This is a genomic window from Fibrivirga algicola (genome assembly GCF_011742925.1).
GTDB lineage: Bacteria > Bacteroidota > Bacteroidia > Cytophagales > Spirosomataceae > Fibrella > Fibrella algicola.
On the sequence record NZ_WAEL01000008.1, the window covers coordinates 356,336 to 381,531 of the forward strand.

The window sequence follows — 25,196 nt, forward strand, 5'->3', positions numbered from 1 at the left end:
ACAGGAAACTGCTTTACACGCTGGAGCGGGGTCGCATGTAGAACCAGCCCACCAATAGGGCGATCCCAAGCATCATGGCCCACTCGTGTGGTTCCGGCACAGCACCATCTTGCTTTAACGTAGCGTTGTCGAGACCATTTTTGTCGGTTTTAATGCCGAATCGATTGTAATCAGCCTGGGTTTCCAGCACTACCAGACTCGATACGGGCGAAACCACATGGCCCTCCTGCGCCAGTGACGCCAGCGTTTCGTTGGTCCGGTACGCCTTGTTAAAATATTGACGGCCCACGCGTTGCATGAGTTGGTTATACGTGAACAACCGCACTAGGTGATCGGGAGCCAGGGTTGCCTGTTGCGGCTCTTTTTTGGCAGTGCTGTCGTCAGCGTCGGGCACGTCGGCTGTCTCCCGGATAACCACCCCACTACCCGCCAGCAATACCTGGTCGGTGGTTTCGGTCAGTGTAGGAAACGCATGCTTTTCCAGTAGTTGATGAACATAAGCCAAACTATCGCCCCGCGCTACGTGCAGCACCCGAAGCTCCTGCAACGACTGCAGGTACGGCGACAGTTGATCGGTTCCGTTATGCGACATCCAGAAGGTTCGAATTGGTCCGTCCAGAGCCGCCAGCGTCGACAGCCGATCGCCAAACGGGCTGCCCTGTAAATCACTCAATGTAGGCCCGGTTGGAGTGCCCTTAGTCACCAGCAACGCGGTAGCGGGCTGACTGATCCGGTAAACAGGAAACAAACTGAATCGTTGGGCCGACAATCGCTCATACGCCGTTTTCAGGTTAGCGGGTGTGAGTCGTTGAAGGCCATCGTCGAATACCCAGATAGCGGTTATTTTTTGTTGGGTAGCTGCATCATAGGCTGTTTTAAATTCCTGAAAATCCCACGCAGCATTCACATCCAGATAAATATTTTCCGGCCTAAACGCCCCATTCGCAGCCGTTACAGACTGCATCTGATACGTTTTCCCGGCCAGCCTGAACGGCTCAGCAGACAGAGGCGGCGCGTCTAGTTGCAGAGCCCATTCAGGTTGGTATGACTGGCGTTGACCTAACTCCAGATTCGCCAGGGAGCCAGACAAGCCCTGCATTGTCAACGTTGTTGGCGCCTGGTCGAAAGTTACTTTCAGGACTTCCGTTGCGTCGCTGGCATCTGGCCCTTCGAACCAGGGATTCAGGTACGTCAGTGTTTTCCCATCATACCTCAAAGGCGATGTAATGCCAATCTTCAGTTGGCGGCTCTCACCCGGTAGTACCGGAAATACTCGAACCGTTACGCGGTTACCCTCCTGCCAGGTCACAATGGATGGATCTCGGGAAACGGCGCGGCTTTCTACGCCAACCACCTGCGTATAAGCCGAATCCGCTTTGGCCTGAGTAGTTAACCGAGCCGGTTCTTCGCGACCGCCAATCCAGAGCGACAGCGCCGATACGGCCGAGCCCGCGGGCAGGTGAAACGTATAGAGCGCCTCCCGGCTTTCCCACTGCGCGGCACTTTGTACCCAAATCGTTTTCTCGGTGTAGCTCAGCCGGTACTGCGGCCAGATACGTACCTGCGTGGTCAACTGCGACGTGGTCAGATTACGGCCGCTCCAGAATTTGGTTTCAGTGCCGTAGTGCTGCTGACCAACAGTGCGCAGCAGCTTGGTCTGATTATCACTCGTAAAGGGCAAAACAGGAAAAATGTTCTGTGCGATGACGACCAGCGGATCGTGCAGCCGAACATCGTCAAGGGCAGTCAGGTTACCAAATGAGCGGCTCCAGGGCGACGTGCCATACACCAGCCCCACCTTTAGTACCCGATCGGTAAAGGAACCGGGCGTCAGTTGCTGCGCCATCTGCACCCACACGGGTACGTCGCTGGTTTTGCGTAGGGGCGCTTCCATACGTACCTGATTCAGCCGGTCAGCGGTGTGGTACCAGTTTACCAGAAAAATAAGCAGCAGGGAAACGGGTACCGCAAGACCGGTAAGCACCGCCCTTCTCAGGTACGTTCGCTGGCGGGCACCCATCCACAGTTGCCGTCCCACTACAAGCGCCAGCAGCGCTGGCACGAAAGTGTGATACGATATACCCAGCGCAAACAAACCTGGAATACTGATGAGGTACAAGGAAGCCAGATAAACGCTCTGATACAGAAAGAGCAGAAAAGCACCTGCCAGCCCGGCGTAAAGCAGTTGTTGTCCTCTACGGGGTAGCAGATCAGCCCAGGTATGCAGTATCAACAAGGCACCGCTTCCAACGATGATCCAGCATAGCCAGGGCACCGATTGCTCAAAAACGGCCATTTGGCGGTTTAGCGCGAACGCACTCATATAGCTGAGCAGCAACGATAGCCAGGTAGTAGCCTGTTGCCGCCGATCATTTCTGAACACGTACGCAACACCACCACCTGCAATCACTCGCAAACCAAAAAGGACAGTTAGTCCATATTGAACGCAAAACCAAATCAGACTTTCCTGCTGTTGCATAGCATCACTTGATATCCGCCCATACAAAACAGAAGCGATGACAGATAGAACTAGAAATACTAATCCAGCCCGAAAAATGGGATCACGAAAAGCTGCCTGCCAGTCTACCATATGATCGCTCACTGTTCCCGGTTGAGGGCTTAAAGGCGTCGAGTACGCTTCCTCGCTGGATGCGCTCTTGCTAACAAGTTTACAATTTGAGATCATAAAGTACTTTGTTTTTCAAAGTGTAAAATGATGTAAAAACGACCAGTACACGCGATGCGAACTGACTACAACCAGACAGAACTAACTAATTGATTATCAACAACATGAGATCAGACAGTACCGCGAATGAAGGCTTCGAGGGCGTTCAGATGATCGGTAAAGGCCTGTTTTCCTGACTCAGTAGCCAGGTACGTTGTATTGGGTTTCCGACCAACAAACTGCTTCTGAATCAGCACGTACCCCTGCTCTTCGAGCGCCCGCAGGTGCGTCGACAGGTTACCGTCTGTCAGGCCGAGTAATTCTTTCAATTCATTAAAACTGACCGCGTCATTAACCATCAGCACCGACATGATGCTGAGGCGGGCCTTGCTCTCGAAGGCTTTGTTGAAGCGAGACAGTACGTCGTTCATCATGCGGCGGCGGGTGCGTTCTGGGGTCTATCGTATTTCAGCCACATCACGGTGCCATACACCACGTGCAGCACACCGAAGCCGATGGTCCAGGCCAGCAGGCTGTAGCCCGTCAGAAAAAGGGACAGTAATCCTAAACCGACCTCGCACAAACCCAGGTATTCGAGATCGCGGTAGGTGTAGCGGCTGGCGTTTAGCAAAGTTAGTCCGTAAAAAGTGAGCATAGACGGGCAAACCAACCAGAGAAGCTGGTGATAGACCAGACCAAGGCAGAAAATACCACCAACCAGCAGCGGTACCATCAGCGCCCAGATCATGCGCCGAGATGCTGACGTCCAGACACTCAGTCCCTGACGGCGGGCTTTCCGGAAGGTAAAATACCCGGCCGCCAATAAGGCTAATACAAGCACAATACTGGCGTCGACAAACAGAAACTTCGCGAGTTCGCGTTGTGTCATCGGTGCGAGCGCCTGGTAATTACCGGAATCGAAGAACGTGAACCAGCCCTTTCGCAGCCGCAGGTAAGCCGCCAGGGCCCCACACAGCGCAATGACTCCCGCCGAAACCCCCGACAGGCCACTCAGCGATAGAAACTTGGTCGACCGCTCCATCAGGCCACGGATCTCGGTCAGCGTTTGTAGATGTTCGCGCGACTCAGTCATTGAGTATAGGATTTGGAATTACAGAAATCGGATTGGTCATCGCTTACTCAACCAGTTGGGATCATGGGTAGCCACTCCGAAAGCCCAACGCCAAGATCCCACTTCTTCATGAGTTTGGGCACGAAGATAAGCAGACCAACAACGAAGGCCACGATGGCGACGATAAGAACCCCCCCCGAGGCCAGGTCTTTAGCCGCCCGAATGAGTGGGTCGCGCTCAGTGGTAACCCGATCGGCCAGTTTTTCGAGAGCGGTATTGAAACTCTCGGCGGCCATGACCAGGCCCATTTGCGTTGCAACCATCGCCCACTCCATCACCGACAGGCCAAGCCAGCTACCCATACCGATAACCAGCAGCGCTCCCAGCAAGTGAATTTTAGCGTTATTCTCGAATCGGAACAGATCGATCACACCCTGTGCGGCGAACCGGAAACTCCGAAAAACTTTACCAATGTCGATCATAGTAACCAGGAAGCCGGGCAGCTAGTAGCGCGCTGCCGACGACACTTCCTTTTCCACGTAAATGTAGAACGCAACGTACAGCGTGGCTAATCCGAAGCCGTAGGTGAGCACTACTTTTTGCGCCAGTGGGTCATGCAGCGACGTCCACAAACTGCGGGTAAGAATCATGGGTTGAGTTATGATACTCCAGCTATTCCAGCGAATGTACCGGCCCAGGTAGATGCCAAAACCCGCCAATCCCTGACAAGCCATAATAAATGCCCAGGCTGATAAGGGGCCAGCCAGGCTTCGTATGGTGCGGTGGGCCAGCAGGGTGCTATAGAGGCCAGCTAATAGGCCAGACAAGGCGCCTACAAAGATCATCAGCGTATCGAACCATACCAGGTTGCCGTCGGTCATGCGGAGGTGAAATAAATCGGTGATGATGTACGGCGCGTTGGGCATAAACAGCAGCCAGCCACCAACCATTGCCCACGATATCAGTCCATTGCGCGGTCCACGGCCCAGAATACCCGATTGGCGCAGATCGCGCAGTACCAGCATAACGCCTAGCGGAAACCAGGCCAGAAAGAGGTTCCACACCAGAAAAATAAAGAACCACCAGTTGCCCGTAAGTAAGCCACGGGCGGTAGCTAACACGAAACAGGTACCCGTCAACAGGGTCAGGGCAATAAGCCCCTTCCCTCTTGATGGTGTTACGGCGGGTAGAGTACGCTCTACCAAAAACTTAGTCGGATAAAGCATTGTGCTGAAAGTACTTTGAGTTGCAAAGTAAATAGAACGTACCTACACAATCCTAGTAAGCAGAAAAAAATAGTTAGCAAATTGATTAAGCGGGACATACCGATTTGCCCCACAGTTACGCAGAATGTTTTCGAGTAAGCCCCCAATAAACTCGCTGCGTACCTCCGTGGCAAACCGTTATTTTCCAATTTTCACCCGCATCACCTCGTAGGGTCGTTTGCGCGTGTCTTTACCGCCGTTGTTCTTGGCCATGTGGTCAATCTGCGAGGTCGTCACGTACAGGTAACCGTCGTGGATAGCATAACTATCCGGCCATTGCAGCAGCACCGTGTCTTTCACCAAATTGGTGCGTTTCAGAGGCGGCTTCGGGTTGCCGCTGGTTTGCAGGCTATACAAGTCATAGTTCAGGATGTCGCCCAGATACAGGTTGCCTGCCTCATCGATGATCATGCCATCGGTGGTAGTGTAGTGGCCCAGGTCTTCTACTTTCGCTTTCAGGTCAGCGTCGCTCATCGCCGCATCGCGCAAGGCGGCCGTAGCGATGCGGTACAGCCGGTCGTCAGTCAGCGACTTGTAGTAGAGCATATCACCGTCGGGAGTCAGGGCCAAACCGTCGGAATTGAACCGCACCGGCCCTTTATCGTCGCGCAGTTCGCGCCCATCGATGATGAATTTGAAGGTCGGGTCTGATTTCACCGATTTGTCGCCTTGTAGCTTCATGGTGATCTTACCGCTGTTGATGTCGATGATGGCAATACCGCCGTTTTTCGATTCGGTTATGTAGACCACTTCCCGCTGCGTATCGACCCGGATATCGTTGAGGTAGCTATCTGGCCCCACCACGTTTTTGAACGAGTATTGCCGAATCACTTTATTAGTCGCCAGGTCGAAGCAGACCAGTTTGTGGGCATCCCGATACACGCCTTTCTGTTTAGGGCTTGCCGGATCGATCACCCAGAGCCGGTCTTTAGCATCGACGAACTCCGACTGCACGCAGACCCATTTATTGGTTGGGTCCTGCCCCACCTTCCAGCTGTTCCAGCTAGCATCGGGGTAGGGTTTTACTGAGCCGTCTTTCAGTACCTCTACCAGCGCATACTTGTAGGTATCAGACCAATAGGGGTAGTTAACAAAAATCCGCCCTGCCTTCGACACCGCTACGCCTGTCAGCTGGTAGGTGTTGTCTTTAAAAACAGGCTCTAGCTTTGCCTGCGCCTGTACACCCAGATACGTACCCATAAAGGCCACACAAAGAGCCAGTTGACTAATCCACTTTTTCATGATTGTTGAGTTATATCAGTCAAAACGGCGCAGGTACGTCGAAGGTTTGCTAACCTGAGTGATGGGGCCTCAACCCTGTTGGCTGGCGCAACCGACAAGGAGAAAAAAGTAACGACAGAACTGGCAGTGTTGTCTCAGCGCGACGTATCAATCGGTGCCGGCTGCGTTAGCTGACGGCAACTTATTCTTATATTTCCGGCATGCAATCAACGCTACCGCCTACTCCTACCCCTACGCTTCGTGCGGTGCTCACCATGCCTGTGCTCGTCGCCGCGCTGGGTTACTTTGTTGATGTGTATGACCTGCTCCTGTTCAACATTGTGCGGGTGCCGAGCCTAACCGAACTGGGGTTATCTGAGAAAGACGTTTCGCTGGTTGGCGGGCGTATCTACAACTTTCAGCAGGCCGGTTTGCTCCTGGGTGGCATTCTCTGGGGCATTCTGGGCGACAAACGCGGGCGGCTATCGGTGTTGTTTGGCAGTATCATTACCTACTCGCTGGCTAACTTGGCCTGCGGTATGGTGCACTCGGCCGATACCTACGCCTGGCTGCGTTTTATGGCGGGACTGGGTCTGGCGGGCGAACTGGGAGCGGGTATCACACTGGTTAGCGAAGTGCTGCCTAAACACCTGCGCGGTTACGGCTCGTCGGTGGTGGCGGGCGTGGGTCTGTTGGGGGCAGTAGCCGCTTTCCTAACCGTGCAGGTTACGGGCAACTGGCGACTGACGTACCTGATTGGCGGTGGCCTGGGACTGGCCCTGCTGGTACTTCGCCTGGGCGTGCTGGAATCCGGGCTGTATAAAGATGTAGTGCAGTCGGCAGTGAAGCGGGGTAACTTTGGCGTGTTCTTCACCAACCGCGACCGGTTCCTGCGGTACATGCGCTGCATGGGCATTTCGCTGCCCACCTATTTTATCATTGGCCTGCTGGCTACGTTTGGCAATGAATTTGGCAAAGCGCTGGGCATCGACACCCCCATTTTACCCGGCAAATGCGTGATGTACACTTACATCGGTATGGCGGCGGGTGATCTGTTCAGCGGTTTTTTCAGCCAATGGCTGCGGTCGCGACGGGCGGCCATTGGCTGGATGATGGCCTTTACGGGTGCCTTCGCCGCCTTGTTTTTGTCGGGGGCCATCAACTCGGCCCCAGTTTTTTACGTCGTTTGCGGCTGTATGGGCTTCGGCATTGGCTACATCGCCATGTTCCTGACGGTTACCGCCGAGAGTTTTGGTACCAACCTGCGTGCTACGGCTACTACCTCGGTCGCCAACAACGTGCGGGCCACCACCCTACTGAGTATTCCGGCCTTTCAATACCTGAAAACGGTACCGTCGCTGGGTACGCTAGGGGCTGGCGCTCTTGTTGGCCTACTCTGTTTCGCCATTGGTGCCTGGTCGTTGTGGGCCATCGACGAAACGTACGGGAGAGAGCTCGACTACGTGGAATAAACGGTCGGTTGTCCTTCTAAGGAGTTTCTAAGACGTGCTTAAGTTGGTTCTAAGGTGACCAATGGATCTTGCAAACTGGATGAGTAGCAGGCCTTTCCTGCGTATTCGCTCCCGTCCAGCAATAGCTATGATACACCAACTCAACGTCAGCAAACGATCGATCGGGGTCACCTTCAACGCCAGTCAGGAAGCCGAAATAACGCTATGGGCACCCTGGGCCACCACGGTCGCCGTTAAACGGTACCGCGACTCGGCCATCCTGCCGCTCACCAGCCATGATAATGGCTATTGGCAACTAACGACCAATGAACTCGCGCCCGGTGACCTGTACTCATTTGTGTTGAACGAACTGGATATCTATGCCGATCCGGCTTCGCTGGCGCAACCGCAGGGATTGTATGGCCCCTCACAGGCGGTAAGCACCGTTGATTTTTACTGGGAAGATACCTGCTGGGTCAACCCGCCCGCAGATGAATACCTTATTCACCCTATAGACCTGCCTACATTTACCCCCGAAGGCACCCTCAACAGTGTGATCGGCCACTTGCCTGGTCTAAAAAAACGGGGTATCACTGCCATCAGCATACGGCCGCTTACGCCGTTTTCAGATGCATCAGGCAAGTCCGTAACCAATGATTACCTGTTTGCCATTCCACCCACGTTTGGCGGCTATCGCCAACTGCAGCACCTGGTCAATGCCTGTCATTATGAGGGCATCGCCGTAGTGATGACGGTTGGTTGCCCGACCACTTATCACCAGCAGATCAAGCACGTTTCAGCCGATATGCAGCAGCAAGCCCGTCAGCATTTCCTGATAGAAAACATACTGATGTGGTTTCGGGACTTTCATATTGATGCGATCCGGCTTGAGGTTGATCAATCGTGTTCCGACGCACCGACCTTACCAACCGACATCAGGGAATGCACCAATGCGCTGACAGCCAAAGACGGGCACCACTATTACCTGCTCGTGGAACAGGAAATGGCCTCAGATGCATCTGAAAAAACCTATCGGAACGACTGCCTTTATGATGAACCGTATGCCCACACGCTGCACGAGCTATTCCATAAGTAGCGTACCGGTTGTTTTCTTTGCCTGACCATACCTCATCACTTTGGTCAGGCTTCCTGTCTGCAAAACGGCCATGAACTAACTACCTAGGCACTTGCCGCGTCTGTCTCTGTAGGTACGTATGCCTGCTGTAGGTTCATTTCTGACGTGCTGTCGCCCATAATGGTCTGTATTAGCTGTAAAGGCAGACGTACCCAGTCAGGGCGGTGTTCCAGTTCGCTTGTCAGATCGGTCAATGCCTGTTCGAGCAGGAAGGTATCGATCAGCATCTGGCGTTCATCGGGTTGAGTCGGCACCAGTGAACTACCTTCCACCGTTTCCAGATAAGCATTCACAAAGAATCCGCTCAGATACCGCGCCCAGAGTTCGGCAAAAGGCAATAGCCGTGGGGCCTCATCGGTTGTCAGTTGGTCATTCTGCACAAACCCTTCGTAGGCCACGTAATAAAACGATCGAATCATGGTGGCCACATCCCGCAGGGGTGACCGTTTCAGTTTGCGTTCGCTATAGCTTCGGCTCGCGTCGCCCCCAAAATCATGAATAAGCAAGTCGCGGCCAGTAAGCAGGATTTTGTCGAGTTGCAGGTTGCCATGAATCCGGATTTTAGCCGTATCGATCTTTTCTCGGTAAATCCGTCTGAACAGAGCCAGTATGTCTTCTTTACGAGCCAGCACCCGGTCAACCTCCTGCCGTACAGCAGCAGGTAACTGCTGCAACAGCGGCTGCTGTCGTTCGTAATTCGCCCGCACCAGCGACTGCAATCCAGAGAAGAGCGAGCGCTGATAATGCAGCGAGAACGCTTCGGGCGCCATTTCGTTCCGGCTCGTTTCAGAGGCCAGCGCCAGGTGCATCTGCCCAATCCGGATACCCAGCAAGCGCGCCTGTTCGGCGGCCCGTTGCCCAAGTAACTCCTGTGTCGCACCGGGCAGATCGCCAAATGTCGGAGCCTGGCTAACCGGCACGGGCGGGGTAGCCAGGATGATGATTAGCTGCTCGTTGTCGCGAGCCAGAATGCGCTCAATGTAGTTGGCGACCCGGTCCAGCACATACCCCTTTCCATCGCCGTGGCTCCCCTCCACCTGTTGCGCTACACCCAGCATCACCCGGTTGCCGGATGCTACCAATTCGAGCGACCCCGCAAATGTGGGTACGTTGGCAAAGCCGGCATTTTCCGACAAAAAGCGGGTGAGTTCAGCGTCGGGGTTCGTGGCCAGGTCCACCTTCCGGTACAGCTTCAGTTGAAACTGGTTATCGTACGTTAGCAGCGCATAGCCATCTCCATTAATACTAAATTTCGACCTGGTATCTGGATGAAGTTGCACGTAGTCGCTAAGCAATGAAGTATGTTGAACCGACAATATGCCATCGGCTTTTTCCTGACTGCCAGCCATCGTCAGCAAGAGTGCCTGCTGCACATCGGTCGCGTACACGCCGTCGCAGAGCAATCCCGTCTGGTCACCGACCTGCAGCGTCGCCAGCACGGATTGCGGGCAGTTATTTCCTAGTTTTTCGGCCTGTAACCCCGTGGCAAAAGCAAGTAGTAACTGATAGGTTTCGGGTAAACCGCGTTCGTAAGCGACCTCAATCAGGAGCACATATGCGGTGCCCTCAGCCAGCGGCAACGGGGTCTGGCTGGTGACCGTGATTCCGTGCAGGACTTCTCTCTTTCCGCCAAACCAGTCTGCTTTTGCCAGGTAAGCGGGCAGTATATCGGTTTCCAGTCGTTCACGGGTGGGGGTTTGCAACAGCTCGCTCCATCTACTGATTTTGACCGCCGGTAGTTGGGTCAGGCTGACGGCCTCAACCGCCGCTTTTTCGAGCATGAACCACTGAAAATCGTGGGCCGCCAGCGTAAAGAAATATGCGCCCGTTTCGGAAACGGCGGGGAATGCATTTTTGCTGAATAGCTCCACTGGCACGTACCCACTGTAGCCAGCCAACTCAATCGGAGCGGGCTGTGCATACTTCGACAGGTTGATTACGATCAGCAGCGTTTCGTCTTCATAAGTCCGGGTAAAGGCCAGCACTTTCGGGTTCTCGACGGATAAAAACACCATGTCGCCCCGCCCGAACGCCTTGTGTTTCTTACGCAGGTGAATCATCCGCTTCATGAACCAGAAGAGCGATGACGTATTGCCCCGCTGATTTTCTACGTTGACCGCCTCGTAGTGGTATTCTGGGTCAAGGATCGTGGGCAGGTATAGCCGGTGCGGGTTGGCAGTTGAGAAGCCCGCATTCCGGTCAGGCGACCATTGCATGGGGGTACGTACCCCATCGCGGTCACCCAGGTATACGTTGTCGCCCATCCCTATTTCGTCGCCGTAGTAAATCACCGGAGTACCAGGCAACGAGAACAACAGGCTGTTGAGCAGGTCAATCTTTTTCCGGTTATTGCCCATCAGCGGGGCCAGCCGGTGCCGAATGCCGAGGTTGATGCGGGCCCGGGGGTCTTTGGCGTAGGTTTTATACATGTAATCCCGCTCTTCGTCGGTTACCATCTCAAGGGTCAGCTCGTCGTGGTTGCGCAGGAAGATGGCCCACTGGCAGTTGTCGGGGATGGCCGGGGTCTGATCGAAAATGTCAGTGATTGGGTACCTGTCTTCCATTTGCAGGGCCATGAACATACGGGGCATCACCGGAAAATGGTAGTTCATGTGGCATTCGTCGCCGTTGCCAAAGTACGATGCTGACTCTTCGGGCCACATATTGGCTTCGGCCAGGAAGATGACACCGGGGTGATGCTCGTCGATGTGGGTGCGGAGCGTCTTTAGAAAGGCGTGGGTTTCGGGCAGGTTTTCGCCGTTTGTGCCTTCTCGTTCAAACAGGTACGGTACGGCATCGAGCCGGAACCCATCCACACCCAGTTCGCACCAGTAATCGATAAGCTTGAAAATCTCGGCCTGCACCGCCGGACTATCGTAGTTGAGGTCGGGCTGGTGATGGAAAAACCGGTGCCAGTAGTACTGCTGCGCTTCCTGATCCCAGGTCCAGTTTGAGGTTTCAAAGTCCTGAAAAATGATCCTGACGTCGCGGTATTGCTCTGGGTTATCGGTCCAGACGTAGTAATCCCGTTCGGGCGACCCTTTAGGTGCTTTGCGGGCCCGCTGAAACCAGGGATGCTGGTCGGAGGTATGGTTGATAACCAACTCGGTAATGACCTTCAGGTTGCGCTGATGGGCTTCAGCCAGCAGGGTTTTGAACTCATCGATCGTGCCGTAGGAAGGATTGATCGTGTAATAATCGGCAATATCGTAGCCGTCGTCACGCAGGGGCGATGTATAAAACGGAAGGAGCCAGATTGCCGTTACGCCCAGTTCCTGCAGGTAATCAAGCTTTTCGAGCAGGCCTTTAAAATCACCGATCCCGTCGCCATCACCATCTCGGAATGCCTTGATGTGTAGCTCGTAGATGATAGCACCTTTATACCAGAGCAGCATATCCGGGGCTGCTGATTTACGTTGAGTCATCATGGTCACGTTGTTTGGGCCAGCCCACCACCCTACCAAACAGAACGGCGAAACTGGTTGAATGGGCAACTTGCGGCATTGGTGTAAGAATCGGCTTACAATGGGCTTAGAAATTCCTTAGAGGATCGGAAAACCGCTTTTTTGCCCGAAAAACACGGCTATGGGCAGTCTACAGGTAGGTTCTAAGGAGATTTTAAGATTAGGTTAAGTCCACTCTAAGTCAGTAGGCCGTCTTTTGGGGATGGACCACGCGCCTACCAGCGCACCAACCTGATGAACACACCTATCTCGACGTTCAAACGCTTATTGATTGTTTCCTACCGACTCCCATTCTCCGTAAAACAGACGACCGATGGCCCTCAACTTCAGCAGAACTCAGGCGGGTTGGTATCGGCCGTACTGTCTATGGCTGAGCTAATGGGCCAGCAAACCGATTCAGCAACCAAAATTCACTGGGTGGGTCATGGCGACGCGGCGCTTCACCAACTAGACGCCGCCACACTCGAAAACGATGCCTTCGTTGCCCACCCCGTATTCATGGACGAGGCCGTGCACACGGGTTTCTATGAGGGGTTCAGTAACAACCTGATCTGGCCGCTATTTCATTATTTTACCTCGTACGCCTCGTTTCAGGAAAGTTACTTCGATGCCTACCAGCAGGCTAATACCCGCTTTCTGGACGAGATTACGGCCTTGATTGAGCCGGGTGATCTGGTCTGGATTCACGACTTTCAGCTCATGCTTCTGCCCGATATGCTGCGGCAGGCAGTACCAACGGCCACGATCGGCTATTTTTTTCATATCCCATTTCCGAACTACGAGATCGTCAAGCTCTTGCCACGTACCTGGCGGTATGCCTTGATCAAAGGAATACTGGGGGCCGATGTAGTGGGATTTCACACGACAGACTACGTGCAGCATTTTCTGCAAAGTGTGGCTGAAGTAGCTGAGTTCCCCGCGATCAATCAGCGGGTGGTGTTGCCCGACCGATCTGTTCTGGTCAGCGACTTCCCGATCAGCATCGATTTCAACAAGTTCAACGACAGCGCTCAGGACGCCGACGTTACCCGGACCCGCCAGCGATACCAGCGACTGCTCCGCAAAAACAGGCTCATCTTTTCGGTCGACCGGCTCGACTACACCAAGGGAATCAAATACCGCCTGCAGGGATACGAACGGTTCCTGAATCAGCACCCCGACTGGCATAATCGCATTACACTGGTGATGACGGTGGTGCCGTCGCGCGACAAGATTGAACAGTATCAGGATCTAAAACGGGATATTGAAGAAACCGTAGGCCGCATCAATGGACTGTTCGGCACTATTGGCTGGCGCCCAATTGTGTATACGTACTCATCGCTGAGCTTCACCGAATTACTGGCTCTGTACACCGCCTGCGACATTGCCCTGATCACGCCCATTCGCGATGGCATGAACCTGGTCTGCAAGGAGTTTATTGCCAGTCGGTTCGACCAGAAGGGCGTGCTGATCCTGAGCGAACTGGCTGGAGCGGCCCAGGAATTAAGTGAAGCCATTATCATTAACCCAACCGATACGCAGGAGGTAGCCGACGCCATTCACCAGGGCCTTAACATGCCCCTTGAGGAGCAGGAACAGCGCTTACGCCACATGCGGCAGCAGGTGCAGAATCATAACGTTTTTCGGTGGAGCCACAACTTCCTGGCAGCGTTTGACGATGTACTGGCGCAACAGACTGACCTGGAGACTAACCTGCAAATCCCTTCGTTTCTATCGGCATTCAGTGAAGCCAGCCAGCGCCTGCTCCTGCTCGACTTCGACGGCACGCTGGCCCCGATCGTGAATGACCCAGCTCAGGCAAAACTCACCGACTCGCTGAAAAAAGTTTTGTACAAACTGGCCGAAAACTGCGAACTGGCCGTGATCAGCGGGCGAAACCGGCAGTTCCTGGAGACCACGTTCGCCACTATTCCCGTTCACCTGGTAGCCGAGCACGGTGCGTTCCTGAAACGGCCCGATCATTCCTGGGAACGCCTTGACCGTTCGGCCGACAATTGGGTTGATTCGGTTCACGCCATCATGCGTTCGTACGTTGATCGGTTTGCCGGGTCGTTCATTGAGACAAAAGAAACGGCGCTGGTCTGGCATTACCGCATGGCCGACGCCGATGATATTGAAAGTCAGGCTATTGAACTGGCCACACTCTTACGCCGTACCTCGTTCCCAATTCCGCTAACCGTCATTCAGGGCAACAAGGTGATAGAAGTTAAGGCCGCTCAGCATAGCAAAGGCACCGTAGCAGCGAGCCTGTTTGATCAGAAACCGTATGATTTCATCGTGAGTATTGGCGACGACACAACCGACGAAGACATGTTCAGGCAGTTACCAAACTGGGCTTACACGATTAAAGTTGGGGCGGGCGCTTCCTTTGCGCGCTACCGGCTTGGCCGACAATCAGATGTAGATACGCTGCTGCAACGGATGAGTGATATGCTGGTAGAAGCCTGACAGCGTACCTGAGCCGGTGCAATGCCCTATTCAGGTACGTTGCCGGTCAGTCGTCGGTGAACAATACCCGCTTTTTGGCCGCTTTTGCCAGTTTACGGCGCAGGTGCGCATACTGCATGGGGCGGTTGTCGAACTGGGAGGCGTTTACTCCGAACCGGGCGCTGGTCACGTAGCTAACCACACCCACTCCCAGAATAGCCCCAATTATGAGCAGAGACGTTAGCATGACTTGACAGGGTTACTAATGGCGGAGCAATTCAATACCATTGTAGGTATGAATGACCTCGCAAAACGCCTGAAAACTAGGAACGACTTATAAGGAGCTGCTTAAGACAAACTTATAATTTGCTTAGAGGGCAAATAAGGAGGCGTTTACTCCGAACCAGGCACGTACCTGCTGGCATATAGCAGTTAGCGGGCAGACAAGAAAATTTCAAGTAGTCTACCACGCCGTTAAACGTTTGTATATCCTCACACCATTACTTCTAAAGCCGATGGACTTATTTACCCTCATTACGCTACTGCTTGTTGTATCTGCTCTGTTTGCATACATTAACACTCGATTTTTGAAATTACCCGACGCCATTGGCGTAATGGTGCTGTCGTTGCTGTTTTCGGTGGGGCTTGTTGCCCTTAACGCCATTCAGCCAAGCTGGCTATCCGCCGTTCGGCAAACCGTGGAACAGATCGATTTCGGGCGTGTTCTGTTCGATGTCATGCTCAGCTTTCTGCTGTTTGCGGGGGCATTTCATACAGACCCGGCCCAACTGCGGGCAGAGCGTCGATCGGTCATGCTGTTTGCCTTCGTCGGCGTGTTGCTCAGTACGTTTCTGGTTGGTACTGGCTTGTATTACATTGCCCTCTGGCTCGGCTACGGCCTGGCCTACCCGCTCTGTTTGCTATTTGGCTCGCTCATCTCTCCTACCGACCCCATCGCCGTGCTGGGCATTCTGGCTAAGTTCAAATTACCCGACAGTGTCAAGCTCAATATTGTGGGTGAATCCTTATTCAACGATGGCGTGGGTGTTGTGGTGTTTGCCTCTATTTTCCGGATCGTCGTTAACGGTACTGATAACATCAACGCTGGGAGTATCGGCTTGCTGTTTTTGGAAGAAGCGGGTGGCGGCGTGCTGTTTGGGCTACTGCTCGGATTTGTCATCTTCCGGCTATTGCGTTCAATCGACCATTACCAGACCGAAGTGATCATTACGGTGGCTGGGGTAATGGGCGGCTACCTGCTGGCACAGACCCTCCACATTTCGGGTCCGCTGGCGATGGTTGTTGCTGGCCTGTACGTGGGTGGAAATGCCCGCAAAGGGGCTATGAGCCATACGACCGAGGAATATGTTGATAAATTCTGGGAAATCGTTGACAGTATTCTGAACGCTGTACTGTTCGTACTGATCGGACTAGAGCTGCTGATCCTAGAATTTAAATCGAGCTATATCCTGATTTGCTTTCTGGTCATCGGCCTCGTTTTGCTGGCGCGATTTGTTTCCATCTGGCTCCCCTTCCGAACCGCCAGGCGCTGGCTCGACCTCGATGACAAGGCGCCCGTTATGCTTACCTGGGGTGGGCTGCGGGGTGGGCTTTCCATTGCCATGGCCCTGTCGATCCCGAATGAACTCCCCGACAAAGGATTGCTGGTTACAATTACCTATGCCGTTGTGCTGTTCTCGGTTATTGTTCAGGGGCTAACTATGGAACGCCTTATCCGTCGGCTCTATCCAGCGGGCTAAAAAGAAGCGGGTTCGTATCCCAAACATGTAGTTGGTGCACGAACCCGCTTCTTTTTATTTCTTACGCCGATCTAGTTATTCAACATCTGATCGCGTCGGATATTCTCAGGCGGGGCACTATTCAGGCCCTGTCGGTACTCTTTCGTCTGGAAATCACCCCGCTTCACCGACTTGATAAAGTTGGCCCAGGCGAACGGATTCAGGAAAGGAAACGTCGTTACGGAACCCCGGTTGGCAAACGACTCACGGCCCAAAAACTGTTGATTCATGAAATACTGGTGGTTCGACAAAGCCCCCATCGGTGTGGCGGCCATGGCACGTAATAAAGCCTGTGGATCCGTGTTTTTGGCCAGTGCATCGCGTTCGCGCTGATCGGGCAGCTTCATGTTAATAAGCGCCTGCTTGAATAACTCTTCCGTTGGATACGGATAGACCTTCACTTCCGATAACAGCTTCACGTCTTCCTGCAGCGCTACCACTGCCGAGTACGTTGACTCGGTGAGGCGACGGGGAATAATGTGGTATTGCGTTTTGAAACCTACATAGCTAAAAATTACGCTATCGCCGGGAAAAACGGGCAGCGCAAAATAGCCATTGGTGGCCGACAGCACGCCTTTACCGGCACGGGGAATGAAGATCCGGGCCAACGGCAACGGCTCGTTGGAGCTCCCACCAGTAATGATACCCGTAAACGTAATCTGGGAACCTTGCCCCTGCGCCCACCCGTCGGCAGACAGGCAGAGCAGCATGGCCAGCAGGCCAACCCACACACTATATCGTTTGATCAATCGAGTCATATCGGACGAAAAAAGCAACCAGACCAGGCAAACAACCTATTTGCCAGCGGGTGGTTGGTACAGAGACCCCACTTAAGAGCAAGGGGTTGTTGCACGTACTAACAAAGTAATAGGGCTGGGGGTTGCAACAAGCCATTCGGCACCAGAATTTAACGAATATTAATGGTCGCAGCCGTGTGTTTTAGTATGAGTTTTCCCGTATTACTTCGCACCAGTTAAGTCAATCTTAAGCAAATAGCTTAAGGAATGTCAGGATGAACGGTGCAGCCAGCAGTAACCCATCAAACCGGTCGAGAAAACCGCCGTGCCCCGGAATACTCGTCCCGGAATCTTTAATGGCGATACTCCGCTTGAAGAGCGACTCGACCAAATCACCATACGTACCTGTCACTACGATGATAGCCCCAATGCAGTACCACAGCCAGGGATCGAGCACGGGTGCATACCAGGTTAGGGCCAGCGCCACTAGACCGGCGGCTACGGCCCCGCCAATGCTTCCCTCCCATGATTTTTTGGGCGATACGCGTTCAAACAGCTTTCGCTTGCCAAATTTCGTGCCGGCAAAGTAGGCACCAATGTCCGACGCCCAGAGCAGAAACAGGCAGCCCAGAATCACGTCCGGTTCATACGTACCGGTGCGCAGGGCCAGCACATTGAGCAGAGCGAACGGTACGCCCACGTAGATGATACCCAGAAAAGTGAAGCCGATATTGGTGAAAGGCTTCATGTCTTTCTTTTTATACAGCTTGATCAGAAAGATCATCGACGAGGCCGGGCTAATGAGGTAATACGCCGACTCGGCAACGTACCCCATCTCGACCAGGAACGTCAGTACACTCACCAGACAACCCACCACCGTTCCGTAGTAGGTGAGCGGCTGATTACCGTCGAGCCCCAACAACCGATAAAATTCAATCTGGGCCAGCGCACTGATAACCAGAAACAGCAGGGCGAACGTATAAACGCTGTAGCTGATGCAAAATAGAATGACGGCTACGCCGAATATGGCCGCAATTACGCGCTGCTGCAGATTCGACAGCTCAGCTAATCGTTGTTTCATTATCCAGGATTATACGGGCAATAATAGCATCTTTCGTCGGCACGTACACCTCGAAATTCCCAAACAGTTCGGGATATGAACTACTCTGCTTGTTAATAATTACAGCATCTATATCGTTCTCGATAAGTTGGGCTTTTGCCAACTCGGCCTGATACGGCTGTTTTGTCATCAGCACTTTTTCCCAATCTGTTGTCATAGTTGTTGGTGAAGCGGGTATAAATCGATTAAAATGGACGACCGTTGGCTAAAGCGTCCCGTTTAGGGCAAGGCGCGACGCAACCGTCATTCAATTGTCATCGTACCTTGTTCATCGTTTTGTTCATTCGGTTGAAAAGCACCAGCGCACCAACAGATACTACCGTGCCCAGCAGAGCTGTTGACAGTGATACCGACTCGGTGCTGTCAACGTCGATGGAGGTAATGCGGCGCTGGTACAGGAAAATCATTAGTACAGTAAACCCGTTATTGATGAAATGGGCTAGAATAGGCACCCATAAATTACCCGACCACACATAGAGATAGCCAAACATAGCGCCCAACAACATGCGGGGTACAAACCCATAAAACTGCAGGTGAATGGCACTAAACAGGGCTGCCGCCAGCCAGATGCCCGCGTGTACGCTGCCCGTCCAGACAATGAATTTCCGTTGAAAAACTCCTCTGAAAAGTACTTCTTCGCCTATTGCCGGAATAATGGCAATGGTTATGAAGGCCATTATCAATTGCGGAACCGAGCGAAACGTGGTCAGAAACTTCGTCAACTCGGCCATCTGGTCTTCTTTAGCCCGCATCCAGCGCTCGAGCGGTGCCAGCGATTCAGGCAGCTTCAACGACTGATTTATCTCAATGATGAGGCCATTGACTGGCATAAAGGCAACTGTCAGCACAATGACAAGCCCCCAGCCAGCTACCCGATAGGCCGGCTGTCCGTTGAAGTCAGCCAGTTGCCGCCGATCAATGAGAAACCAATATAACAAAGTAGGAATCAGAAATGTACTTACATGACTGAGCGTCTGTACAATCATCAGTAACCACCAGCCGTTGGGCAATGACGCCGGATGTTGCAGCAGTGCCGTGACATCGCCAGGCAGCCCACCCGATGCCATAGCTGAGCCAGCGACAACCAGTGCTGCCGCCGCTGCTCCAAGGGTCATCCCGAGCATGATGAAACCGAATAGCAACAACATCGAGCGCAACGGCTGCGGCTCAGGAGTTAACGGGTACGACGTTTGTAGTTCTCTCATAGTTTTCACAAAAATAGGGTAGCTTTCCCAGACAATTCGCCCAAATTTGTGGGCAGTAGATCCTCCTTCATCACCTTGGCATCATTCTGGCAATCGTTAACAAACCGGCTAAAAACAGCAATATCTACTCCGTCTCCCGTCCAGGCTGGGTACGTTGTCGATATGCATAGCCACCTGCTGCCCGATGTAGATGATGGCATTCGTTCAACCGAAGAAGCGCTGACCTGCCTGCGTCAGTTTGCCAGTTGGGGCATCCAACATATCGTTACGACGCCTCACATCAGCCAGGACGTGTATCCGAACACGTCGGACCTGTTGCGTACAGTAGCCGACGAGCTACGTACCCAGCTCGAAGCCGAAAACCTGCCCATCACTTTCCATGTAGCCGCCGAATACATGGTGGATGAGCTATTCGTGAAACGGATGCAAGCCGATGATTTGCTCTCGTTTGGTGCTGAGCGCTACGTGTTGATCGAAACAGGCTGGGCTAGCCTGCCCATGCAACTTAGTACGTGGCTGTTTCAGATGCAGGTGCACGGGTACAAGCCTATACTGGCCCATCCGGAACGGTATTCGTATTTCCGGGGTAAGCTCGAATCACTGGCTGAGCTTCGGGAGCAAGGGTGTCTGTTGCAACTCAACCTGATGTCGCTGGCAGGACGCTATGGCCAGGAAGCCCGCCGAATGGCGCATGCCCTGATCCAGCTCGGCCTCGTCGACTTCGTCTCATCTGATCTGCACAGCCCACGCGACCTTCCGATGCTGAAGAAAGCCATGCAAACAACTGACTATCAAAAGCTCTGTCAGCTTCCACTTGTAACACCTACATTTATCAGGTAGGTAGATTTCAGTCCGGATCGAGCCCCGGTCCTGGTACCGTTAAACAGGTTAACTGCCCAATGTGCAGGTAGTGTTCTATCTTTACTGGTAATTATAACTCATTCGCTGCACGTTCTCTGTTAATGACTTTTGCCACACCACTCACCCGTGAACTACGTATCGGTGTTATTGGTCTGGGGTATGTAGGCCTACCCCTTGCCCTTGAGTTTGGCAAAAAGTGGCCAACAGTTGGGTACGATATCAACGCGACCCGGGTTGATAAACTATGCCAACAGATCGACCAAACCCGCGAGATAGCGCCGTCAGCTTTTGAAGCTAGTCCGCAGGTTTTATTTAGTAACCAGCCCGCCGATCTGGCTAGCTGCACAGTCTTTATCATCACGGTGCCTACGCCGATCGACGATTACAAATGCCCGGATTTATCCTCCCTGCTGGCAGCAACACGGTTAACAGGTACGTACCTGAAGCCCGGTGACGTGGTTATTTACGAATCAACGGTGTACCCGGGCTGTACGGAAGAGAAGTGCGTGCCTGCCCTGGAAAAAACCAGTCAGCTTCGGTACAATATCGATTTCTTCTGTGGGTATTCGCCCGAACGAATCAGTCCCGGTGACCGGGAGCGGACGCTGGTCGATATCCTGAAAGTAACGTCTGGATCCACTCCCGAAACAGCGCAGTTTGTCGACCAGTTATACAAATCCATCATTAGGGCGGGTACGTACCTGGCCCCCTCAATGAAAGTGGCCGAAGCAGCCAAAGCCATCGAAAATGCCCAGCGCGACATCAATATTTCGTTCGTCAACGAGCTGGCTCTCATCTTCGATCGGTTGAACATTGACACGATGGACGTGCTGGAAGCAGCCGGCACTAAATGGAATTTCCTGAAATTCAAACCGGGGTTGGTCGGTGGCCACTGCATTAGTGTTGACCCGTATTATCTGGCCCACAAAGCACAAAGTGTTGGTTATCATCCACAGGTGATCCTGTCAGGACGACGCGTAAACGATGATATGCCGATTTACGTGGCCAACAAGTTGGTAAAGGCAATGATTAAAGCGGGCAACCCAATCTCGGGGGCTAGTGTCCTGCTCTTGGGCATCACCTTTAAAGAAAACTGCTCTGACGTTCGTAACACCAAGGTTGTTGATATCTACCACGAACTGGTTGGCTTCGGCATTGAGGTTACAATTTATGACCCCTGGGCTAACCCAGATGATGTAGCAACGGAATACGGCGTTACGCTTGCTGAGAGTCCGGTGGGGGTTTACGATGGCATTGTACTCGCCGTGGCGCACGAGGCATTCAAGCAACTGGATATTCGTTCGCTGCGCCGTCATGACAACGCTGTTATTTACGACTTAAAATCTGTACTTGACCGAGCTATAGTGTCTATGCGGATCTGACTTTAATTTACTCAACTTCAATTAATTATGATGCTTAAAAAAACACCTGCTTTCTGGTTATTGAGCGCCCTCCTGCTGTTGGGCATGATGGAATCTGCTACCGCCCAATCAAAAAAACGGCGCGACGATATTACTTATTTTCAGGACATCTCCACTGCCGACACGGCTATGCGCATCGGTACCGGTTCCGCATCGGCTCCCGGCCCATATATTTATCGGCTCCAGGCAGGCGATATTCTGGCCATTGCCGTATCCAGTTTGAATGCCGACGCCGATTTGGCCTTTAATCCCTTCGCCCGTACTGGTTTCACGCTGGCATCTGGCGCCAATAATACCCAGGAGAATAACAACCTGCCCATTGGTTACCGCGTGAGCGAAGCTGGCACCATTAATTTCCCAAAACTGGGAACGGTGCGAGTTGCCGGCAAAACGCTGTCTGACCTGGAAGTCATGCTCCGGGATACCCTCCGCCAGTACCTGCGCGAGCCTTTCGTCTCGGCCAGGCTACTGAATTTCAAAATATCAGTAATGGGCGAAGTGAACCGGCCGTCTGTCTACACCGTACAAAACGAGAAAATTACCCTAACTGAAGCCATTAGTCTGGCGGGTGACCTAACTGTGTATGGCAAACGTGACAACGTGATGATCATCCGGGAATCGAATGGCCAGCGTGAGTTTATCCGGGTCGACTTAACCCAGCGCAACACTTTTACGTCTGCGGGTTATTACCTGAAGCCAAATGACGTAATTTACGTAGAACCAAAGAGTAGCAAGAAGGTGCAGGCTAGCCGCACCCTCCCTTATATTCCAGCTGTCCTCAGCGGTATAACCCTGCTGGCGACCGTTGTATTGAACCTGGTACGGTAATGTAGACTGGTTACCTACCCGATGTCATGAGCGGGTAGGTAACCAATTATTTATACCTATCACTTTTGTTCGCATCTTGCAGTATATACCGCACCGCACGATACGTTACGAAAGCTCATGACAGCGATTGGAGAAACAGAAAACCAGTTTGGGCAGGAATACATCAAGTTTCTGGCAACGAAGTACCTCCGCAACTGGTACTGGTTTGCACTAGCCCTGGTTATGAGTCTGGTAGGCATGTTCAGCTACCTGACCACCCTGAAACATTCATTCAGTGCCCAGGCGAGCATCCTCATCAAAGAGGAAGACGAAATGGGAAGTTCATCCAAGCAGGCGCTCATGGAAGAACTCGACATGTTCGGCTCCCGAAAGCAAGTCGACAATGAAATCGAGGTACTGAAGTCATATAAACTAGCCGATAAAGTAGTTCGCGACCTGGGGCTCGACATGGTGTACTCGTACCGCGACCGGTGGCGGATACGCGACATTCACCGCGATGCCCCCATTGTTGTTAAGGTGCTCAAACCCACTGAGACATCATTTGATATCCCATTCAAGGTAAATGTTGCCCCCGGCAAAGCTATCATTGAAGGCGTTATTTGCCCCTTTGGTAAACCTACTCAATCACCACTTGGGCTGGTACTAATTACCAAACGTGACAGCGTTACAAAGCAGCACCGCGAGATTACCATTACGATGGAACACCATGACAACGTGGTCAAATCGTTTGTGAAGCGCTTGCGCGTAGCCCAACCCAATAAAGCGGCGGCGGTATTGTTTTTGACGATGGAAGACACCGCCCCTGACCGGGCAGAACTGTACCTAAACCGCCTGATTTATTTCTACGAATTGTCATCGTTACAGGACAAAAATAGGGTGGCAGCCAATACACTTCGCTTTGTTGAGGATCGGCTGGGCATTATCTCAAATGAGTTAACGGCGGTTGAGGGCTCAATTCAACGATACAAAACCAGTTCCGGCATTGTTGACCTTAGTGCCGAGTCAACGCTGTTTCTCGATAAAGTAAAAGAAAATGACGCGCAACTGAACCAGGTGGCTATACAGCTGGGTACGTTGCGCGAAATAGAGGCATACCTCGCCAGCCGAGGCGATACCCGGGTCGTATCTCCGTCAACAATTGGTCTGGAAAGCCCTACACTAAGCGCCCTTATTGCCAACTTGCTGGAGCTCGAAGGACAGCGAGAGAAATTGATTCGTACCGTTCCTGACAAGTCGATTCCTATCGAAACCATCGATGACCAGATCAGGAGTACCAAGCGCAATATCGCAGACAATGTACAGACGCTGCGTCGGATCTTACAGACCACCCAAAATAGCCTTCAAACCACAAATAAGCGAATCGAGTCGACTCTCAGGACCATTCCGGAAAAAGAAAGACAATTACTTGAGATCTCACGACAGGCCAGCATCAAGAGCAATCTATATACGTACCTGCTGCAAAAACGTGAGGAAACCGCCATGTCGTTTGCGTCAACTATCTCTGACCTGCGTGTGATCGACGATGCCAAAGCCGATCCTACGCCCGTTAAACCAGTAAAACGTAACTATTATTTGGTGGCTTTGCTGGTTGGGTTACTGCTTCCCATACTGGTTCTCTGGCTTATTGATTATTTCAACAACAAAGTGAGCCGCAAAACACAAATCGAGGCGGCAACCCATACGCCGATCATCGGCGAAGTTATTCAGTCAGACAATAAGGAGTCGCCGCTCGAGGTTACCTCCCAAAGCCGGTCGCTCATGTCGGAGCAAATTCGGGCGCTACGCACCAACATTCAGTTCTTCAATCCCGACGGCGACAGCAAGCAAACTATCCTGGTCACTTCCAGCATCAGCGGCGAAGGCAAATCCTTTATTTCGCTCAACCTGGCGGCTAGCCTTGCCATTACCGACAAGAAAGTAGTGATGCTCGAATTGGATATGCGCAAGCCTAAGCTGCACCGCTACATCAATCAAACAAGCTCTCAGGGGTTATCTGGCTACCTATCAGGACAGGCTACCCTCGACGAAATTATTAAGCCGGTAACGGGCTACGAGAACTTCTTTTTTATTCCCTGTGGCGTTGTGCCGCCCAACCCCTCGGAACTGCTCAGCGGCACTAAAATGCAGTATTTATTCGAAAATCTGCATGAGCATTTTGATGTAATCATCGTAGATACGCCGCCAGTGGGATTGGTTACGGATGCCAACATTCTGGCCAAATACGCTACCATGACGCTCTACATTGTCCGCCACCTTTACACCGGTAAAGGCTTCCTGAAAAATATCGAAACGCTTTATCAGGAAAAGCGATTCCCGACAATGTGTCTGGTCATTAATGGCATTGATATGCAGAAGGATTATGAGTATAACTACGGCTATGGCTATGATTCGGGCTACGGCTACACGTACCGATCAACGTACGGCGAGAGCGAACCCATCAGCCCTAGAAAAGTGACTAAAAAGGGATTTGGCTTCACCTTCTGGACTGGAAAAAACAGGTAATCGACCATACAATTTCAGTTATG

The 25,196-nt window shown here is 52.6% G+C and carries 20 protein-coding genes; 8 read left to right on the top strand and 12 right to left on the bottom strand.

The window, feature by feature from the left end; genetic code table 11:
- Nucleotides 1–13: 13 nt before the first annotated feature.
- The 6 genes from F7231_RS21530 to F7231_RS21555 form a co-directional block, all read right to left on the bottom strand.
- A complete protein-coding gene (locus tag F7231_RS21530) occupies nucleotides 14–2,686 on the bottom strand; it encodes an XrtN-dependent VIT domain-containing protein (protein ID WP_166693478.1) in 2,673 nt (890 codons plus the stop codon).
- A gap of 110 nt (nucleotides 2,687–2,796) precedes the next feature.
- Entirely contained in the window at nucleotides 2,797–3,099 is a 303-nt protein-coding gene (locus F7231_RS21535; protein ID WP_166693479.1) for a winged helix-turn-helix domain-containing protein, read from the bottom strand.
- Nucleotides 3,096–3,758 (bottom strand): hypothetical protein, encoded by a 663-nt coding sequence (locus tag F7231_RS21540; RefSeq protein WP_085412758.1) that lies wholly within the window; start codon nucleotides 3,756–3,758, stop codon nucleotides 3,096–3,098. Before F7231_RS21540 ends, F7231_RS21535 begins: the two co-directional genes overlap by 4 nt.
- A 47-nt stretch (nucleotides 3,759–3,805) precedes the next feature.
- Entirely contained in the window at nucleotides 3,806–4,219 is a 414-nt protein-coding gene (locus F7231_RS21545; RefSeq protein WP_166693480.1) for a diacylglycerol kinase family protein, read from the bottom strand.
- A gap of 21 nt (nucleotides 4,220–4,240) precedes the next feature.
- Nucleotides 4,241–4,963: a DUF1361 domain-containing protein gene (locus F7231_RS21550; protein ID WP_166693481.1), complete on the bottom strand. Its 723-nt coding sequence runs from the start codon at nucleotides 4,961–4,963 to the stop codon at nucleotides 4,241–4,243.
- A 177-nt stretch (nucleotides 4,964–5,140) separates the two neighbouring features.
- The gene (locus tag F7231_RS21555; RefSeq protein ID WP_229370196.1) at nucleotides 5,141–6,244 is read right to left on the bottom strand and encodes an L-dopachrome tautomerase-related protein; all 1,104 of its coding nucleotides are present in this window, start codon (nucleotides 6,242–6,244) and stop codon (nucleotides 5,141–5,143) included.
- A gap of 200 nt (nucleotides 6,245–6,444) precedes the next feature.
- On the opposite strand from F7231_RS21555, the gene F7231_RS21560 reads away from it, so the two are divergent.
- The gene (locus F7231_RS21560; protein WP_166693482.1) at nucleotides 6,445–7,695 is read left to right on the top strand and encodes an MFS transporter; all 1,251 of its coding nucleotides are present in this window, start codon (nucleotides 6,445–6,447) and stop codon (nucleotides 7,693–7,695) included.
- 127 nt (nucleotides 7,696–7,822) lie between these two features.
- Nucleotides 7,823–8,770 carry an alpha-amylase family glycosyl hydrolase gene (locus F7231_RS21565; protein ID WP_085412753.1) on the top strand — a complete coding sequence of 316 codons (948 nt, stop codon included), beginning with the start codon at nucleotides 7,823–7,825 and terminating at the stop codon, nucleotides 8,768–8,770.
- Between the two features lie 83 nt (nucleotides 8,771–8,853).
- Here F7231_RS21565 and treS read toward each other — a convergent pair whose 3' ends face one another.
- On the bottom strand, nucleotides 8,854–12,234 hold the full coding sequence (treS, locus tag F7231_RS21570; protein WP_166693524.1) for a maltose alpha-D-glucosyltransferase: 3,381 nt from the start codon (nucleotides 12,232–12,234) through the stop codon (nucleotides 8,854–8,856).
- 273 nt (nucleotides 12,235–12,507) lie between these two features.
- Here treS and F7231_RS21575 point away from each other — a divergent pair, with 273 nt between their 5' ends.
- The gene (locus F7231_RS21575; protein ID WP_166693483.1) at nucleotides 12,508–14,721 is read left to right on the top strand and encodes a bifunctional alpha,alpha-trehalose-phosphate synthase (UDP-forming)/trehalose-phosphatase; all 2,214 of its coding nucleotides are present in this window, start codon (nucleotides 12,508–12,510) and stop codon (nucleotides 14,719–14,721) included.
- Between the two features lie 46 nt (nucleotides 14,722–14,767).
- On the opposite strand, the gene F7231_RS21580 is transcribed toward F7231_RS21575, so the two are convergent.
- The gene (locus tag F7231_RS21580; protein WP_166693484.1) at nucleotides 14,768–14,947 is read right to left on the bottom strand and encodes a hypothetical protein; all 180 of its coding nucleotides are present in this window, start codon (nucleotides 14,945–14,947) and stop codon (nucleotides 14,768–14,770) included.
- A gap of 268 nt (nucleotides 14,948–15,215) precedes the next feature.
- On the opposite strand from F7231_RS21580, the gene F7231_RS21585 reads away from it, so the two are divergent.
- Nucleotides 15,216–16,460 carry a cation:proton antiporter gene (locus F7231_RS21585; RefSeq protein ID WP_166693485.1) on the top strand — a complete coding sequence of 415 codons (1,245 nt, stop codon included), beginning with the start codon at nucleotides 15,216–15,218 and terminating at the stop codon, nucleotides 16,458–16,460.
- Nucleotides 16,461–16,531: 71 nt separating this feature from the next.
- On the opposite strand, the gene F7231_RS21590 is transcribed toward F7231_RS21585, so the two are convergent.
- From F7231_RS21590 to F7231_RS21605, 4 genes are all read right to left on the bottom strand, one after another.
- Nucleotides 16,532–17,257 (bottom strand): carboxypeptidase-like regulatory domain-containing protein, encoded by a 726-nt coding sequence (locus tag F7231_RS21590; RefSeq protein ID WP_085412748.1) that lies wholly within the window; start codon nucleotides 17,255–17,257, stop codon nucleotides 16,532–16,534.
- A 226-nt stretch (nucleotides 17,258–17,483) separates the two neighbouring features.
- Nucleotides 17,484–18,317, bottom strand: coding sequence for a phosphatidate cytidylyltransferase (locus F7231_RS21595; RefSeq protein WP_085412747.1), 834 nt, complete (start codon nucleotides 18,315–18,317; stop codon nucleotides 17,484–17,486).
- The gene (locus F7231_RS21600) at nucleotides 18,298–18,513 is read right to left on the bottom strand and encodes a putative signal transducing protein (RefSeq protein WP_085412746.1); all 216 of its coding nucleotides are present in this window, start codon (nucleotides 18,511–18,513) and stop codon (nucleotides 18,298–18,300) included. Before F7231_RS21600 ends, F7231_RS21595 begins: the two co-directional genes overlap by 20 nt.
- A 97-nt stretch (nucleotides 18,514–18,610) precedes the next feature.
- On the bottom strand, nucleotides 18,611–19,561 hold the full coding sequence (locus F7231_RS21605) for a CPBP family intramembrane glutamic endopeptidase (protein WP_166693486.1): 951 nt from the start codon (nucleotides 19,559–19,561) through the stop codon (nucleotides 18,611–18,613).
- Between the two features lie 75 nt (nucleotides 19,562–19,636).
- On the opposite strand from F7231_RS21605, the gene F7231_RS21610 reads away from it, so the two are divergent.
- The 4 genes from F7231_RS21610 (at nucleotide 19,637) to F7231_RS21625 (ending at nucleotide 25,173) form a co-directional block, all read left to right on the top strand.
- On the top strand, nucleotides 19,637–20,401 hold the full coding sequence (locus F7231_RS21610; RefSeq protein WP_166693487.1) for a tyrosine-protein phosphatase: 765 nt from the start codon (nucleotides 19,637–19,639) through the stop codon (nucleotides 20,399–20,401).
- Nucleotides 20,402–20,523: 122 nt separating this feature from the next.
- Nucleotides 20,524–21,804, top strand: coding sequence for a nucleotide sugar dehydrogenase (locus F7231_RS21615; protein WP_166693488.1), 1,281 nt, complete (start codon nucleotides 20,524–20,526; stop codon nucleotides 21,802–21,804).
- A 27-nt stretch (nucleotides 21,805–21,831) separates the two neighbouring features.
- Nucleotides 21,832–22,671: a polysaccharide biosynthesis/export family protein gene (locus F7231_RS21620; RefSeq protein WP_085412742.1), complete on the top strand. Its 840-nt coding sequence runs from the start codon at nucleotides 21,832–21,834 to the stop codon at nucleotides 22,669–22,671.
- A 117-nt stretch (nucleotides 22,672–22,788) separates the two neighbouring features.
- Nucleotides 22,789–25,173, top strand: a complete 2,385-nt coding sequence (locus tag F7231_RS21625; protein WP_085412741.1) for a GumC family protein — start codon at nucleotides 22,789–22,791, stop codon at nucleotides 25,171–25,173.
- The last annotated feature ends 23 nt before the right edge of the window (nucleotides 25,174–25,196 follow it).